Consider the following 16,091-nt stretch of genomic DNA (forward strand, 5'->3'; position numbering starts at 1 on the left):
CCGTCACTCCCCGGCCGGGGCGGGGTAGGCGCGCGCGAGGTGGTCCGTCACCGCCTCCGCCGCCTCGTCCGGATCGCCGTCCAGCACCGCCCGCAGGATGCGCCGGTGGTCGGCCTGGAGCCCCGAGGTGTCGCCGAGCCGGACGACGGCCTCGACCGCGTACCTGCGCAGCGAGTCGCGCAGCGAGCGCATGAACGCGGCCGTCAGCCGGTTGCCTGACGCCTCGGCGAGCGCGCAGTGGAAAGCCGTGTCGTGCTCCACGAACTCCTCGGCCGAGGCCGCCGCGTCCATCCCGGCGATCGCCTCGGCGAGCACCGAGGTGTCCGGGCCGGTCAGGGCGGCCCGTGCCGCCGCCCAGCGCTCGATCATCAGCCGGGTGTCGATCACCTCGCGCGGTTCCAGCGAGGCCAGCCCGAGGTGCAGGCGCAGCAGATCGGTGAGCGCCGCGCCGGGCTTGGAGACGAGCACGGCCCCCGCGTCAGGTCCCCGGCCCACCTGCGACGACACCACGCCGAGCGTCTCCAGCACGCGCATCGCCTCGCGCACCGACGACCGGCTCACGCCGAGCTGCTCGGCGAGGTGCCGCTCGGCGGGCAGCCGGTCGCCCGCCGTCAGCCCGTCCTCGGCGATGCGGCGCTCCACCTGCGCGAGGACGTCCTCGAACGCGCGGGTCTTCCTGACGGGCTGCCAGCCGGTGCCGGTCAACGGGTCTCCCTGGATGCTATGGTCTGACCATACTGTGGTCTGACCATACCTCGGTTCCTCGTCAGGATCTGGTCCTCGGAAGGAGAGCGGTGCGAGTCGCCCTGTTCATCACGTGCGTGAACGACACGCTCTTCCCCGGCACCGGCAAGGCCGTCGTGTCCCTGCTGCGCCGGCTGGGCTGCGACGTCGACTTCCCCGCCGCGCAGACCTGCTGCGGCCAGATGCACGTCAACACCGGTTACCGCGAGGAGGGCGTGCGGCTCGCCCGCCACTTCACCGAGGTCTTCGCCGGGTACGACGCGGTCGTCGCGCCGTCGGGCTCCTGCGCCGCGATGGTGCGGGAGCAGTACCCCAAGCTCGTACGGCCCGGCAGCAGGGGAGCGGCGGCCGTCGCCGAGGTGGCGCCCCGGGTGTACGAGCTGACCGAGTTCCTGGTGGACGTGCTGAAGGTCGAGGACGTGGGGGCGTACTTCCCGCACCGGGTGACCTACCACCCGACCTGCCACTCGCTGCGCGGTCTGCACCTCGCCGACCGCCCGGCCCTGCTGCTCCGCAACGTCCGCGGCCTCGACCTCGTCCCGCTGGCCGGGGCGGAGGAGTGCTGCGGGTTCGGCGGGACGTTCGCGGTCAAGAACCCGGCCGTCTCCGCGGCGATGGGCGCCGACAAGGTGCGCAGTGTCCTCGACACGGGCGCCGAGGTGCTCTGCGCGGCCGACAACTCGTGCCTCATGCACATCGGCGGCATGCTCAGCCGCCAGCGGACCGGCGTCCGGGTCATGCATCTGGCCGAGATCCTCGCCTCCACCGAAGAGGGCAAAGCATCATGAGCGCCACTTTCCTCGGCATGCCCGGAAATTTCCCGAAAAACGCCGCGCAGGCCGTTCAGAACTCGCAGCTCCGGTACAACCTCCGCAAGGCCACGCACACCATCCGCGGCAAGCGCGCGAGCGTCGTCGGCGAGCTGCCCGACTGGCAGGAGCTGCGCGCCGCCGGCAAGGCGATCAAGGACGAGACCCTGCGCCACCTCGACCGGTACCTCGTCCAGCTGGAGGAGGCCGTCACCGCCGCCGGCGGCCACGTCCACTGGGCGAGGGACGCCGCCGAGGCCAACCGCATCGTCGCCGGCCTGGTCAAGGCCACCGGCGAGACCGAGGTGGTCAAGGTCAAGTCCATGGCCACCCAGGAGATCGGGCTCAACGAGGCGCTGGCCGCCGAGGGCGTCACCGCGTACGAGACCGACCTCGCCGAGCTGATCGTCCAGCTCGGCGACGACTTCCCCAGCCACATCCTCGTGCCCGCCATCCACCGCAACCGGGCGGAGATCCGCGAGATCTTCCTCGACAAGATGGACGACGCGCCGCCCGGCCTGACCGACGAGCCCGCGGCCCTGGCCGAGGCCGCCCGCGTCCACCTGCGCGAGCGCTTCCTGCGCAGCAAGGTGGCGATCTCGGGCGCCAACTTCATGGTCGCCGAGACCGGCACGCTCGTCGTCCTGGAGTCCGAGGGCAACGGCCGCATGTGCCTGACCCTGCCGGAGACGCTGATCAGCGTGGTCGGCATCGAGAAGGTGCTGCCCACCTGGCGCGACCTGGAGGTCTTCCTCCAGCTCCTGCCGCGCAGCTCCACCGGCGAGCGGATGAACCCGTACACCAGCACGTGGACCGGCTCCGCCGAGGGGCAGGACTTCCACCTCGTTCTGCTCGACAACGGCCGCACGGACGTCCTCGCCGACGAGGTCGGCCGCCAGGCCCTGCGCTGCATCCGCTGCTCGGCCTGCCTCAACGTCTGCCCGGTCTACGAGCGCGCCGGCGGCCACGCGTACGGGTCGGTCTACCCCGGCCCCATCGGCGCCATCCTCACCCCGCAGCTGCGCGGCATGACCTCGGATCTCGACGCGTCGCTGCCCTACGCCTCCAGCCTGTGCGGCGCCTGCTACGAGGTGTGCCCGGTCGCCATCGACATCCCCGAGGTCCTCGTCGACCTGCGGGCCAAGGCGCCGCACGGCGCGGCCGAGCGGGCCGGCATGCGCATCGCCGGATGGGTGCTCAACGACCAGGCCAGGCTGGCCACGGCGCAGCGGGCCGCCACCCGGCTGCGCAAGCTGGTGCCCAGGCGGCTGCCCGGTCCGCTGTCGGCGTGGACCGACACCCGGGACCTGCCGGACATCCCGGAGGAATCCTTCAGAGACTGGTGGGAGCGAGAAGGGTGAGCAGGAGCGCGCGCGAGGAGATCCTCGCCCGGATCAGGCGGGCCGTCGACGGGGCCCCGGAGCTGGAGATCCCCCGGGACTACCGCGCGACGGCGCCGGTGGACGACCTGGTGGCCCTGTTCGCCGAGCGGGTGGGCGACTACCGGGCGATCGTCCACGTCGTGCCCGAGGCCGAGGTCCCGGCCACCATCGCCGGGATCGTCGCCGGGCGGCACATGGTCGTCCCCGACGGGCTCCCGGAGGCGTGGACGCCCGCGCGGGAGGCGGGCGCGCCCCCGGCCGACCCGTACACGGCGGACGGCGTCATCACCGGATGCGCCGTCGCCGTCGCCGAGACCGGCACCATCGTGCTCGACACGGGGCCGGGCCAGGGGAGCAGGGCGCAGACGCTCGTCCCCGACTACCACCTGTGCGTGGTCCGGGCGGACCAGATCGTGGCCGGGGTGCCCGAGGCCGTCACCCGGCTCGATCCGGCCCGCCCGCTCACCTGGATCAGCGGCCCCTCCGCGACGAGCGACATCGAGCTCAACCGCGTCGAGGGCGTCCACGGCCCCAGGACACTGGAGGTCCTGATCAGCACCTGATCCCGTCAGTACCTGATGACGGCCGCGACGTCGGACACCTTGTCGGTGAACCACAGCTCCGCGTCCGTCATGGCCGCCGCCCTGGCCAGCGCCGAGTCGGCGCGCTCACGCACCGGCTCCTCGACGCCCCACCCCCGCAGCTCCCCCTCGTCGGTGGAGACCTGCGTGCCGCCCTCGCCGACCCACACCTCACGCGGCAGCTCACCGGGCGACAGCAGGGCGTGCACGCGCCCCTCGCGCAGCGCCTGGAACACCCGGGCCAGCCCCGTCGGTCCGGACGCCTCGCGGTGCCGGTCGAGCAGCTCGGCTCGCCTGCCCTCCAGCCACGCGTCGAGCGCCTTCTCGACGTCCCGCTCGAACGCCCCGTGGCCGGAGCGGCTGCCGTGCTCCACCATCACGATCCGGTCCGACGCCTTCGTGCCGAGGTGGTCGGTGAGCATGGCCCGCGACTTCGGGTCGCCGGCCACCAGGACGAGCTCGGCGCCGATCCGCCGTACCTGCTCGTCCACGTCCCGCGCCACCGCCGCCGCGTTCCTCTCCCAGGTCTCCTCCACCGCGTTCTCGTAGCGCCGCTGCGACCAGCCGCCCTGGGCGGTCTTCTGCAACGGCCAGTCCTCCGCCTCCACGGTGGACGTACGCGGCGACCCGCCCCCGAAGACCGTCACCTCGGCGCCCGTGTGGTCCACGATGACCCGTAGGTGCGGCACGTTCTCGCCCCTCGCCAGGAGCAGCGGCGTGACGTGCGGCAGCGGCGACCAGACCGCCAGCTCGCTCGGCGGCGGCTCGGCCAGCGGCTCGGCGAGGACGACGTCGCCGTGGGTGGCGAACAGCGCCTGGCCCGGCCCCGGCCGTAGGGCCTCGCTCTCCACGACCTTCAGCGTGTCGGGGTCCGCCGCATCCAGCCGGTCCCGGACGGCGTGCCAGCGGGACTCACGGTCCCCCTCGGTGAACGCCCCCGTGTAGACCGACGCGTACGGCCCGCGGCGCTCGTACAACGGCCGGATGAAGTCGAGCCGCACGGGTCACCACCTCCGCTTCTCCATCCCGAGTCCCAAGGCCTCGGCCACCTGAGCGACGTTCTCGAAGCTGCGGTCCGGCAGCCCCCGCACCATGCCGACGATGTGGTCCGGCGCGTGCCCGTCCTGCGCCTGCCGCACCAGCTCGTCCTTGGAGGACGGGAAATGGCTGTCGTTGAGCCACCTGGCCAGGTCGCTGCGGGCCTCGACACCCTCCTGCGTGATGCCCTCGGGGGTGCCGGGCTCGTGTCCGGGCGGGTACTTGCCGTGGCTCTCCTCACCGGTGGCTGACATGGGCTCGGGCTCCTTCCACTCCTCCGCGTGGGTCGGGCCGCCGCCGCGTACCAGCCCCTCGGTCTCGTGCTTCTGCTGCTCGTCGACGCGTGGAGTGTGTTTGGCGCTTCCTCGATCCATGGTTCTCACTCCTCTCCTGGGCGCCCCTACCCCCGCTTTCATGGGCAAACATCGCAGAGAACATCGCGCCTGTGTACGCTGCCGGTCGTGTTCGATGCCGACGTGAAGGTCGTCACCCCCCGGCTCACGCTCCGCCCCTTCGGCCCGGCCGACGCCGCGCGGATCAGATCGATCGTGGAGTCCGGCGTCCGGTTCCTGCCGCCGAGAGCGCCCGCGCACGTCGCCGGCGTGCCCCACTGGCTGGAGACCGGCGTGCACGAGCTGCGGGAGTCCGGCCAGGGCACGCACCTGGCGATGGCCGACGCCGAGGGCCGCATCGTCGGCGCCATCAGCCTGTTCAAGACGTCCTGGGGCGCCGGCACGACCGAGGTCGGCTACGGCGTCCACCCGCTCCACCGGGGCCGCGGCTACGCCACCGAGGCCGTGCGCGGGCTGACCGCGTGGGTGTTCGCCACCACCGACCTGCGCCGCGTCGACCTGACGGCCAACCTGGACAACCTCGCCTCGCTCCGCGTCGCCCAGAAGTCCGGCTTCACCTGGGAGGGCGTGCTGCGCGAGGCCAGCCTGGAGGACGACGGGCCGCACGACCTCGTCGTCTTCGGCCTGCTCCGCGAGGACGGCCGCACCCCCGCCGAGACGCTGCCCCGGGCCGAGCTGCGCACCCCGCGCCTGCTGCTGCGCCCCCTGTCGGAGGCGGACGTGCCCGGCCTGGCCGCCACCGGCGCCGACTCCCTCACCCAGGCCAGGACCGGCGTGCCGCGCGGCTACACCGAGGCCGACGCCAGGGCCTTCGTCGCCGTCGCCGAGCGGATGCGCGTCAGGGGCGAGGGGATCGCCTGGGCCGCCGTCGAGCTGGACGGCTGCCGGTTCGCCGTCAACGTGGACCTGCGGGACGTCGACTGGCGCAACGAGTCCGCCGAGGTCGGCTACATGACCGCGCCGTGGGCGCGCGGCAACGGGTACGCGGGGGAGGCCGTGCTCGGCGTCGCCCGGTGGCTGTTCGAGGTCCAGCGGTTCCAGCGGCTCGTGCTGCGCGCCGCCGTCTCCAACCCCGCCTCCCAGCGTGTGGCCGAGAAGGCCGGCTTCGTCCGCGAGGGCGTCGCCCGCAACGCGCTGCGCGGCGAGGACCTCGTCGTCTACAGCCTCGTCCCGTCCGACCTGCCCTAGCCCGGCATCTGGTTAAACCACCACGAAACCGTCACTCTTGGTGGTGAGGACGGTGAGGCGCCATGATCACGGTGGTCGGCTGGGACGGATCGGAGCTGTCGGCCGAGGCCGTCGACCGGCTCCACGCGGCGACGCTGGTCGTGGGCCCCGGCGCCCTGCTGGGCCGGCTCGAACTCTCGGCGGCCGTCGTGCCCGACGACACGCTCCTGCAGCCCCACGACCGCATTCTCCCGGAGCCCCACGGCCGCACGCTCCTGGAGACCCTCGACCGGCACGCGGAGGAGGGCGGCGGCCCGGTCGTCGTTCTCACCCAGGGCGACCCCGGCTTCTTCGGCGTCGTCCGCTCCCTGCGGGCCCACGGCCTGCGGCCCGAGGTGCTGCCCGCCACCGCGCTCGTCACCCGCGCCTTCGCCTGCGCCGGGCTGCCCTGGGAGGACGCCCTCGTCGTCGCCCCGGCCGGCCCGGACCAGCTCGGCCGGGTCGTCAACGCCTGCCGCGCCCACCCCAAGGTGGCGATCCTCGTCACCCCGGGCGTCGGCCCCGCCGAGATCGCCCGCGAGCTGGCCCCCACCACCCCCCGCTCGCTCATCGTCTGCGAGGATCTCGGCGGCCCCGACCGGCGCGTCACCCACAGCCGCATGGGCGAGGCCACCACCCGCCCCTGGAAGGACCCGGACGTGGTGCTGGTCATCGACCCGCTGCACCGGCCCGGCCCGCCCGGGTGGGTGGCGGGCGCGCAGCCCGGACCGGCCGAGTGGGCGCTGCCGCTCGGCGGCCCCCTGCCCCCGGAGGTCATGGCGTTCGTCCTGGCCAAGCTCGGACCCCGGCTCGGCGACCTGGTGTGGGACGTCGGCGCCGGCTCCGGCGAGATCGCCGTCGAGTGCGCCAGGCTCGGCGCGGCCGTCATGGCCGTTGAGCGCGACGAGCATGCCTGCGCCCGGCTGCGCGCCTCCGCGCTCGCCCACGGCGTCAAGGTCGCGCTCACCCGCGGCCAGGCGCCCCCGGCGCTGGAGCCCCTGCCCGACCCGGACGCCGTGTTCGTGGGCGGAGGCGGCATCGACGTGATCGTCGCCTGCGCCGAGCGCCGCCCCCGCACGCTCGTGTGCGCCGTCAGGACCCTGGAACGCGTGCCCGCCGTGCTCGACCGGCTCCGCGAGCACGGCTATCGTGCCGAGGGCACCCAGATCCTCGCCTCCAAGCTCATCCTCCAGCCCGACGGCTCGCACGGCCTGGCCGCCTCCGACCCGGTCTTCGTCGTCCACGCGGTCCCCGCGTACACCGAGTGACCTGTCGCTCACGGGTGCGCATCGGTTATCCTCGCGTGTCTTTGTCTACCTCCGGAGATTCCCTCGATGAAGCCGCCGCTCCTGCTGATCGGGCAGGGCTCGAACGATGACGCCGACTCCGCGGAGTTCGGCAGGTTCGTCCACCGGCTCCGCTGCCGGCTCGACCAGCACGCCGCCGACGTCTCCGGCGGCTACCTGGAGCGCGCCACGCCGCGGTTGAGCGAGTCCGTGGCCTCCCTGGTCGCCCGCGGCCACCACCGCCTGGTCGCGCTGCCGCTGAGCCTCAGCCGCGTCGGTGAGGAGTGGCCGCAGGCGCTGGAGGCCGAGACGCGACGCCACCCCACGCTGATGTACGACTACGGCCGCCCCCTCGGCCCCGACCCCCGCGTGCTCGCGCTGCTGGCCGAGCGGCTCAAGGACGCCGCCACCGAGATGCCGCGCCTGCGTCCCCTGGAGGTCGTCGGCGGCAGGTTCCGCCAGCTGCGGGCCGTCGACGCTCCGGCCGCCGAGCTGCAGCCCGGCCACGTCGAGCCCGGCGACACCGCCGTCGTGCTGGTCGGCGAGGGCTCCACGGACCCGGCCGCCAACGCCGAGATCCACCGCGTGTCCCGGCTGTTCTGGGAGACCCACGCCTACGACTTCATGACCGTCGAGACGGCGTTCGTCTCCGTCACTCCGCCCGGCGTGCCCGGTGGGCTCGAACGCTGCCGCCGCCTCGGCGCCAAGCGCGTCATCGTGGTCCCCTACCTGCTGTTCGCCGGCGGGGTGCTGGAGCGAGTGTGGGCGCAGGCGCTCGCCTACGGAGCGGGCCATCCTGACTTGGACATCCGCTGCGCCGAGGTGATCGGCGACTGCGACACCCTGGCCGACGTCGTCATCGACCGCTACGAGGAAGCACTCCAGCTCGTCCCCTGATCCTCACCTTCCTGATCCCACGGAGGTTCGCCGTGCTCGCAGAGACGCTCGCCGCGATCCGTCCCGCCGACCCCCGGGCGCTCGCCGAGGCCCGCGCCCACCAGGACCGCCTCACCAAGCCGCGGGGCTCGCTGGGCGTGCTGGAGGAGGTCGCCGTACGGCTCGCCGGTGCGGCCGGCGCCAGCCCGCCGCCCATGCCCGAGCCCGCGACGCTGGCCATCTTCGCGGCCGACCACGGCGTCCACGCCAGCGGCGTCACGCCCTGGCCGCAGGAGGTGACCGTCCAGATGGTCGCCAACTTCCTCGCCGGCGGCGGCGTGGCCAACGCCTTCGCGGCCCAGGCGGGCGTCTCGGTGACCGTGGTGGACGTCGGCGTCGCGGCCGACCTGCCCGACGCACCGTCGCTGCTCAAGCGGAAGATCGGGTACGGCACCGCCGACCTGTCCAAGGGGCCGGCCATGACCGTCGACCAGGCGGCGCGGGCCATCGAGGCGGGCATCGCGGTCGCCCGCGACCTGGTCGCCGGCGGGGCCCGCTGCCTGATCACCGGCGACATGGGCATCGCCAACACCACGGCCTCCGCCGCGCTCGTCGCCGCCTTCACCGGGGCCGACCCGGCCGACGTGACCGGGCGCGGCACCGGCGTGGACGACGCCACGTACGAGCGGAAGGTCGGCATCGTCCGCGAGGCCCTGCGCGTCAACGGCGTCACCCGGGCGGGCACCGAGGCCAGCGACGCGCTGCGCGTGCTCGCCGCCGTCGGCGGGTTCGAGCACGCGGCCATCGCCGGTTACATCCTCGGCGGCGCCGCCGCGCGCGTGCCGGTGATCCTCGACGGCGTCATCGCCGGAGCCGCCGCCCTGGCCGCCGCGGCCCTGGACCCCGCCAGCGTCGACCACTGCGTCGCCGGGCACCTCTCGGCCGAGCCCGGCCACACCGCGGCCCTGGCCGCCCTGGGGCTGCGCCCCCTCGTCGACCTGGAGCTCAGGCTCGGCGAGGGCACCGGCGCCCTGCTCGCCCATCCCCTCGTCTGCGCGGCCGTCCGCACCATGCACGAGGTCGCCACGTTCGACTCGGCGGGGGTGACGGAGAAACCGGTGTGACGGCTGATGACACGGGTTGACGCGGGCGAAACACCGGGCGCGCCCGGACCCGGTAGGTTTACCTCCTGACACAGCCCAACCCTCGCGAACGGGAGAATCCCACCATGGGCCCCTACCTCCTCGGCCTGCGGCTCTCGGGTCGCCGGGTCCTCGTCGTGGGCGGCGGCCGCGTCGCCCAGCGCCGGGTTCCCGCCCTGCTGGAGGCGGGCGCGGTGGTCACCCTGGTGTCGCCCGGTGTCACCCCCGCTCTCGACGACCTCATCGCCGCCGGCCGCGTCACCTGGCACGCCCGGCCGTACGAGGTGGGCGACTGCGACGGCGCCTGGCTCGTCCAGGCCTGCACCGACCAGCGGTCCGTCAACACGGCGGTCGCCGCCGAGGCCGAGGCCAAGCACATCTGGTGCGTACGCGCCGACGACAAGGACGCCACCGCCGCCTGGACCCCCGCCTCCGGGCGCGTGGACGAGATCACCGTGGCCGTCACCGCGGGCGGCGACCCGCGCAGGGCCGCCGGCATCAGGGACGCCGTGGTGGGCGCCCTGCGCGACGGCACCGTGGACGCCCGGCGCAGCCGCACCAAGCCCGTCGGCGTGGCCCTCGTCGGCGGCGGACCCGGCGACCCCGGGCTCATCACCGTGCGCGGCCGGCAGCTCCTGGCCCAGGCAGACGTCGTGGTCGCCGACCGCCTCGCCCCCCGCGCCCTCCTCGACGAGCTCGCGCCGGACGTCGAGCTGATCGACGCCGCCAAGGTCCCGTACGGCAGGTCACTGCCCCAGGAGAAGATCAACGAGCTGCTCGTGGACCGCGCCCGGCAGGGCAAGTTCGTGGTGCGGCTCAAGGGCGGCGACCCGTTCGTGTTCGGTCGCGGCGGTGAGGAGATGCTCGCCTGCGCCCGCGCCGGGATCCCCGTGGTCGTCGTGCCCGGCATCACCAGCGCCGTCGCCGTGCCCGCCTCGGCGGGGGTCCCCGTGACCCATCGGGGCGTCAGCCAGGAGTTCCACGTCGTGTCCGTGCACGTGGCGCCCGACGATCCCGCCTCGACCGTCGACTGGCCCGCCATGGCCCGCTCGCAGGGCACATTGGTCCTGCTGATGGCCGTGGAGCGGCTCGCCAAGGTGGCCGAGGCCCTCCTGCGAGACGGACGCTCACCGGAGACTCCCGTAATGGTGGTGCAGGACGGTACCCTTCCGACCCAGCGGGCGGTTATCGCTCCACTGTCCACCGTGGCCGACCGCGTGTCCGCGGCCGGGATACGGCCGCCGGCGATCGTCGTCGTCGGCGATGTCGTGAGCGTCGGCCAGGAGGTCGAGATGGTTCGAGCGGAGCGCTTGCCGTGAACACGGCCATGGATGACGGGCGCCAGGAGTCGCCGGGGGAGCAGACGTTGCGCTTCCGCGCCATCACGGACGAGGACGCCGCCGACCCCGGCGCCGCCTCACCGGCCGCGCAGCCGGAGGAGGACCCCTCACCAGAGGCGGGAACGGACTCCGTACCGGAACCGGAGCCCGAGCCCGAGCCCGAGTTCGCAACGGAGCCCGAGCCCGAGTACGCAACGGCACCGGAGCCCGAGCCGGAGCCTGAGTTCGCGACGGAGCCGGAGCCCGAGGAGCCGCCCGCCTCCCGGCCCTCGCTCTTCCAACCCGCGGCCTTCCGCCCGCCGGCCTCCCGGGCCTCGGCCGCGCAGGCAGAGCCCGAGGCCGCCGCCGAGCCTTCGACCGAGCCCGAGCCCACGGCCGACGCTGAGCCTTCGCCCGAGCCCGACGCCGAGCCTGAGCCCCAGCCCGACGCCGAGCCTGAGCCCCAGACCGATGCCGAGCCTGAGCCCCAGACCGACGCCGAGGCCGACACGCAGCCGGGGACCGATCCCGATCCTGATCCCGAGACCGCGACCGGGACCGGGACCGCTCAGGCGGAGCCCGAGACCGGGAGCACTCGGCAGCCGGCGACAGACCCTGAGCCGGACCCGGAGACAAAGCCGGAGCCAGAGCCAGAGTCCGAGCCAGAGCCTGAGCCTGAGGCCAAGGCTGGGACGGGGGCGCAGGCTCTTCCTCCGGAGACCGTCGCCGCGCTCACCTCCGCCCTCGACACCCTCCGCGTCAGCGTCGCCGACCTGCGCTTCGGCCTCGACCTGCCGGGCGCCGACGAGGCCAGGCAGGCCCGCGCCGACCTCCTGGCCCAGCTCCAGGACTACGTGCTCCCCAGAGTGCGCACCAACACCGCGCCCGCCCTCATCGTGATCGCCGGCTCGACCGGCGCCGGCAAGTCCACGCTGGTCAACTCTCTGGCCGAGAAGAACGTCTCCCGCACCGGCGTCCGCCGCCCCACCACCGGCGTACCCGTGCTGGCCTGCCACCCGGAGGACCAGCGGTGGTTCGCCGAGGGAGAGCTGCTCGGCGGCCTGCGGCGCATCGACAAGCCCACGGCCGAGTCCGGCCCCGACAGCCTCGTCGTCGTCCCCACCGAGAAGCTGCCCCAGGGCGTGGCGCTGCTCGACACCCCCGACATCGACTCGGTCGTCGAGAAGCACCACGAGATCGCGCAGCGCATGCTCGACGCCGCCGACCTGTGGGTCTTCGTCACCACCGCCGCCCGCTACGCCGACGCCCCCGCCTGGAACCTCCTGCGCATGGCCAAGGAGCGCGGCGCCCGCCTAGCCATCGTCCTGTCGCGGGTCCAGCCGAAGGCGCGCGAGGTGGTGCTCAAGCACTTCGCCCGCATGCTCACCGAGTACGGCCTGGGGGAGATCGACCGGTTCGTCATCGGTGAGTCCAAGGTGGTCGACGGCCGGCTGCCCGACAGCGAGGTCACCGACCTGCGTCTGTGGCTGGCCGAGCTGTCGGTCGACGAGGAGCGCCGGGCGCAGGCCGTACGGGAGACCCTGGACGGCGTGCTCGACAGCTTCCGCACCCGCGTACCCGCGCTGGCCAAGCACATGGAGACGCAAGTGGCGTTCCGGGGCGAGCTGCGCTCCGACGTGGACGCCGCGTACCGCAACGCGCTGTCCGACATCGACCGGGCCTTCCGCGGCGGCTCGCTGATCCACGGCGAGGTGCTCGCGCGGTGGCAGGACTTCGCGGGCTCGGGCGACCTCATGCGCACGCTGCAACTGCGCAGGCGCGGCCGCGCGGCCCGGCAGGCCCCCGAGCGGGTGCTGGCGTTCAGGGCGGCGCTGCGCGCCGGTCTGGAGTCGGTGATCGTCGCGGCCGCCACCCGCGCCGCCGACGAGGTGGCGGCCCGCTGGCGCCACCGCTCGCCGCTCGGCGCGAAGCTCGCCGCCGATCTCGACCGGCCCTCCGACGATCTCGTACGGCACGCGGCCCGCGCCATCGCCGCCTGGCAGGAGCACGTCACCGAGCTGGTGCGCACCGACGGAGTGGCCAAGCGCTCGGTGTCGAAGGTCGTGTCGTTCGACGCCGACTCGCTGTCGTTGATCTTCATGGTGGCGATGTTCAGCGGCGCGACCACGGGTGTGCCGCACCGGCTGGTCAACGCCCTGCTGGGCGCCGAGTCGCTGCGCGGCATCGGGGCGAAGGCGCTCAGCGACCTGCGCGCCAGGATCGGCATGCTGTTCGACGAGGAGTCCATGCGTTACGTGCAGGCGCTCGACTCGGCCGGGATCCCGGACGAGTCCATCGCGACACGGCTCTACCAGGCCACGTACAACCTTGAGGTGGCGCGATGACCACCATGACCACCAGACCCGGCCTGGCGCCGCGGCTCACCGCGCTCACCAAGCTCGTGGAGCTCGGGCCCGGACGGCTGGAGCCCAAGCTGCTGGCCGAGGCGAGCACGTTGCTCAAGCGGGCCGGCGAGCGGCTCAAGCTGTCGTCGGAGCACACCGTCGTCGCGCTGGCCGGGGGCACGGGCAGCGGCAAGTCGTCGCTGTTCAACGCCATCTCGGGGCTGGAGCTGTCGCCCACGGGCGTGCGGCGACCCACCACGGCGCGCACCCATGCCTGCGTGTGGGGGCTGGAGGGCGCCGCGCCGCTGCTCGACTGGCTGCAGATCCAGGAACGGCACCGGTTCGCCCGTGCCAGCGCCCTCGACCGGGGCGAGACCCAGCTCCACGGGCTGATCCTGCTCGACCTGCCCGACCACGACTCGATCAGGGCCCTCACCGACAACGAGGCGGACCGGCTCATCGGCCGGGCCGATCTAGTGGTGTGGGTGCTGGACCCGCAGAAGTACGCCGACGCCTCCACGCACCGCCGCTACGTGACGGAGCTGGCGGGGCACGAGGCGGTGACCGTGTTCGCGCTCAACCAGGCCGACAAGCTGAGCGCCGCCGAGCTCGCCGAGCTCGTCATCGACCTCAACGACCTGCTGCGCCGCGAAGGCGTCGAGCACCCGACCGTCGTCCCCACCTCGGCGACCACCGGACGCGGGGTGGACAGTCTCAAGACCGTCGTCGCGGGAGCCGTCTCCCGGCGCCGGGCCGCCATTCAGAAGCTGGAAGCCGACCTCCACCGGCTCGAACAGCGGATCAACACGGCCATGCCGGTGGGAGAGTCCCTGTCCGCCCCGTCGGCCGTGGACGACGCCCGCAGGCTCGGCCTCACCGACGCGCTGTGCGACGCCGTGGGCGTCCCGGCGGTAGGCGAGGCCATGGAGAACGTCTACGCCGAACGCTCCATGAACTGGGTCGGCTGGCCGTACCCGCGCTGGATCTCCAAGCTGCGGCCCGACCCGGTCAAGACGCTGCGGTTGCAGGACGTCGGGGACGAGATCCGCGGCATCACCACCGGCACGGTCAGCGCCCAGACCGCGGAGGTGGTGAACGCGGTGCAGGCCCTCGCCGACGGGTTGTCGGGCGACATGCAGCCGGTGTGGCGGTCGTCCCTGCATCACGCCGCCCGCTCGCACCTCAAGCAGCTTCCGCAGGCCCTCACGGAGGATCTCTCGGAGGTGGCGCCCCGGCTCGACCAGGTGCCGGGCTGGTGGTGGCTGCTGAAGATCTGGCAGTACCTGCTGGTGGCGGCGTTCGTGCTCGGACTGGGCTGGCTGGTGACGGGACTGTTCCTGCCCGGCCAGTCGCCGCTCGGCTTCCAGCTCCTGGGTGACACGGCCGCGCTGCCATGGGTGGGGCTGATGATGGCCTCGGTCCTGGGCCTCGGGGCACTGTCGGGCATCGCCGCACGCAACTTCGTCGAGCTGGGAGCATCGAAGGAGCGCGAACGGCTGGAACGGGAGATGCGGCGACGGGTCGCGGCGGTGGCGGAGACCATGGTGGTTGAGCCGGTCGAACGCGAGCTCGGCCGCCACCACACCTTCTACACGGCCATCCGCACCCTCGCCGGCTAGCTGGCCCGCACACTCGCATTCGCCCGTTCGCGCCGACCCGACGGCCCTGCCACGGTCCGGCAGGGCGATGCAGTCCGGTACGGTGTCGCGTTCTCGTACGGTGTCGCGGTTTCCTACGGTGTCGCGTTGTCGTATGGTGTCGCGGTTTCCTCCGGTGTCCCGGTTTCGTACGGTGTCGCGGCTTCCAACGGCGTCGGGCCGACGCACGGCCCTCTTGCGCTGACCCTTCGGCAGCGGTGAGCCGAGCGCCACGACGTTTTCCACAACCGGCCCGCCCCTCCACCCCGCATATCCACAGAACGCCATTCGGCGCCCCGGGCCCTCCACCCCTTCCGGCACCGTGATCCCAGGTTGCGGGCACCCCGCCCGCTGACATGGGAGGCAATGGGATGAACGACATCTACATCACGCTCACCGGAAACGTCGCAGCAGAGCCCCGTCAGTACACCTTCGAGGACGGGGCGAAGGTCACCTCACTCCGGGTCCTGACGTCGCACCGCTACTTCGACAGGAAGACCGGCCAGTGGACCGACGGCGAGAGGGTCTGCTTCGCGGTGCGCTGCTGGCGGTCCCTCGGCGACAACGTGGCGCAGTCGATCAAGATAGGGCAGCCCGTGGTGGTGTCCGGCAAGCTCCGCATCCGCGAGTTCGGCCCGGAGGGTGACCGCCGCTTCATGCCCGAGATCGAGGCGAGCGCGGTGGGTCATGACCTGCGCTGGGGCACCGGTGCCTTCGTCAAGCCGGAGCGTGGCGGCGGCGCTGCCACGGTGAGCAAGGAGATGCGCGACCGCCTGGACGCGGAGACCCAGGACTGGGCCATGGGCATGAGCGCGGGCATGAGCGCGGGCATGGGTACGAGCACCGGCACGGGCATGGGGACGAGCGCGGGCACGGGCATGTCGGGAAGGACCGATCATGCCCGCCCGTCTCTTCCGGAGCCTCCCGCCTTCACCCCGCTTCCCCTTGCCCCGGCGGACGACGCAGGCGAAGCCGCCTACGCCTCCAACCAGAGGGACCTCGCTCCCGCCACCCGCGCAGGCGAGCCTCGTCACGCCGCCGACCAGGCAGAGTCCCATCACCTTCACACCATGGGAAAGGCCTCCGACACCGGCGACGGGGCGGACGCACTCCGTGCCGACGACACCGCCGCCTCCAATGTTCAGCGGCCCAAGACCTCGCCCGCCCCGACCTCTCCGGCCTCCGGCAAGGCGCCTTCCAAGCCCTCCCGCTCCAAGGGACGCCCGGCCCGTACCGACGGCACCGTGATCCGCATCCTCGGTGAGGACGACAACGAGCACGAGGCGGAAGACGCCGAGTGGCCCACCAGGGAGCCGATCGCGGCCTGACACCGCCGCACTCCCACACACAACCGGCCCGACGCCCTCTCCCCA

Annotated in this window: 14 protein-coding genes; 11 read left to right on the forward strand and 3 right to left on the reverse strand. The window is 73.3% G+C overall.

Going from position 1 to position 16,091, the window contains the following annotated elements; genetic code table 11:
• Window positions 1-3: 3 nt before the first annotated feature.
• Window positions 4-705: a FadR/GntR family transcriptional regulator gene (locus tag MTP10_RS25550; RefSeq protein ID WP_310712195.1), complete on the reverse strand. Its 702-nt coding sequence runs from the start codon at window positions 703-705 to the stop codon at window positions 4-6.
• A gap of 89 nt (window positions 706-794) precedes the next feature.
• Between MTP10_RS25550 and MTP10_RS25555 the strand changes: the two genes are divergently transcribed.
• The 3 genes from MTP10_RS25555 to MTP10_RS25565 are packed head-to-tail and all read left to right on the forward strand — an operon-like array spanning window position 795 to window position 3,498.
• Window positions 795-1,532 (forward strand): (Fe-S)-binding protein, encoded by a 738-nt coding sequence (locus tag MTP10_RS25555; RefSeq protein WP_310712197.1) that lies wholly within the window; start codon window positions 795-797, stop codon window positions 1,530-1,532.
• The gene (locus tag MTP10_RS25560; RefSeq protein ID WP_310712198.1) at window positions 1,529-2,914 is read left to right on the forward strand and encodes a lactate utilization protein B; all 1,386 of its coding nucleotides are present in this window, start codon (window positions 1,529-1,531) and stop codon (window positions 2,912-2,914) included. The genes MTP10_RS25555 and MTP10_RS25560 overlap by 4 nt, the downstream gene beginning before the upstream one ends.
• On the forward strand, window positions 2,911-3,498 hold the full coding sequence (locus MTP10_RS25565) for an LUD domain-containing protein (protein WP_310712199.1): 588 nt from the start codon (window positions 2,911-2,913) through the stop codon (window positions 3,496-3,498). Before MTP10_RS25560 ends, MTP10_RS25565 begins: the two co-directional genes overlap by 4 nt.
• Before the next feature lie 5 nt (window positions 3,499-3,503).
• Here the strand turns inward: MTP10_RS25565 and MTP10_RS25570 are convergent, their stop codons facing one another.
• Both MTP10_RS25570 and MTP10_RS25575 read right to left on the reverse strand, forming a co-directional pair.
• Entirely contained in the window at window positions 3,504-4,517 is a 1,014-nt protein-coding gene (locus MTP10_RS25570) for a Vms1/Ankzf1 family peptidyl-tRNA hydrolase (RefSeq protein WP_310712201.1), read from the reverse strand.
• A 3-nt stretch (window positions 4,518-4,520) separates the two neighbouring features.
• Window positions 4,521-4,928 (reverse strand): DUF2795 domain-containing protein, encoded by a 408-nt coding sequence (locus tag MTP10_RS25575; RefSeq protein WP_310712202.1) that lies wholly within the window; start codon window positions 4,926-4,928, stop codon window positions 4,521-4,523.
• Between the two features lie 87 nt (window positions 4,929-5,015).
• Between MTP10_RS25575 and MTP10_RS25580 the strand changes: the two genes are divergently transcribed.
• The 8 genes from MTP10_RS25580 to MTP10_RS25615 all read left to right on the forward strand — a co-directional run bounded on the left by MTP10_RS25580 (window position 5,016) and on the right by MTP10_RS25615 (window position 16,046).
• Window positions 5,016-6,095, forward strand: a complete 1,080-nt coding sequence (locus MTP10_RS25580) for a GNAT family N-acetyltransferase (RefSeq protein ID WP_310712203.1) — start codon at window positions 5,016-5,018, stop codon at window positions 6,093-6,095.
• Between the two features lie 62 nt (window positions 6,096-6,157).
• Complete coding sequence (locus MTP10_RS25585; RefSeq protein WP_310712204.1) at window positions 6,158-7,381, forward strand: SAM-dependent methyltransferase; 1,224 nt, start codon at window positions 6,158-6,160, stop codon at window positions 7,379-7,381.
• A 66-nt stretch (window positions 7,382-7,447) separates the two neighbouring features.
• Window positions 7,448-8,296, forward strand: a complete 849-nt coding sequence (locus MTP10_RS25590) for a sirohydrochlorin chelatase (RefSeq protein WP_310712205.1) — start codon at window positions 7,448-7,450, stop codon at window positions 8,294-8,296.
• Window positions 8,297-8,328: 32 nt separating this feature from the next.
• Window positions 8,329-9,399 carry a nicotinate-nucleotide--dimethylbenzimidazole phosphoribosyltransferase gene (cobT, locus tag MTP10_RS25595; RefSeq protein ID WP_310712206.1) on the forward strand — a complete coding sequence of 357 codons (1,071 nt, stop codon included), beginning with the start codon at window positions 8,329-8,331 and terminating at the stop codon, window positions 9,397-9,399.
• Window positions 9,400-9,503: 104 nt separating this feature from the next.
• Window positions 9,504-10,736, forward strand: a complete 1,233-nt coding sequence (cobA, locus tag MTP10_RS25600) for a uroporphyrinogen-III C-methyltransferase (protein ID WP_310712207.1) — start codon at window positions 9,504-9,506, stop codon at window positions 10,734-10,736.
• Complete coding sequence (locus MTP10_RS25605) at window positions 10,733-13,081, forward strand: dynamin family protein (RefSeq protein WP_310712208.1); 2,349 nt, start codon at window positions 10,733-10,735, stop codon at window positions 13,079-13,081. The genes cobA and MTP10_RS25605 overlap by 4 nt, the downstream gene beginning before the upstream one ends.
• Entirely contained in the window at window positions 13,078-14,700 is a 1,623-nt protein-coding gene (locus tag MTP10_RS25610) for a GTP-binding protein (protein WP_310712209.1), read from the forward strand. The genes MTP10_RS25605 and MTP10_RS25610 overlap by 4 nt, the downstream gene beginning before the upstream one ends.
• A 389-nt stretch (window positions 14,701-15,089) precedes the next feature.
• Window positions 15,090-16,046 carry a single-stranded DNA-binding protein gene (locus tag MTP10_RS25615; protein WP_310712210.1) on the forward strand — a complete coding sequence of 319 codons (957 nt, stop codon included), beginning with the start codon at window positions 15,090-15,092 and terminating at the stop codon, window positions 16,044-16,046.
• The last annotated feature ends 45 nt before the right edge of the window (window positions 16,047-16,091 follow it).

The organism is Nonomuraea sp. 3-1Str, from assembly GCF_031570565.1.
Taxonomy (GTDB): domain Bacteria; phylum Actinomycetota; class Actinomycetes; order Streptosporangiales; family Streptosporangiaceae; genus Nonomuraea.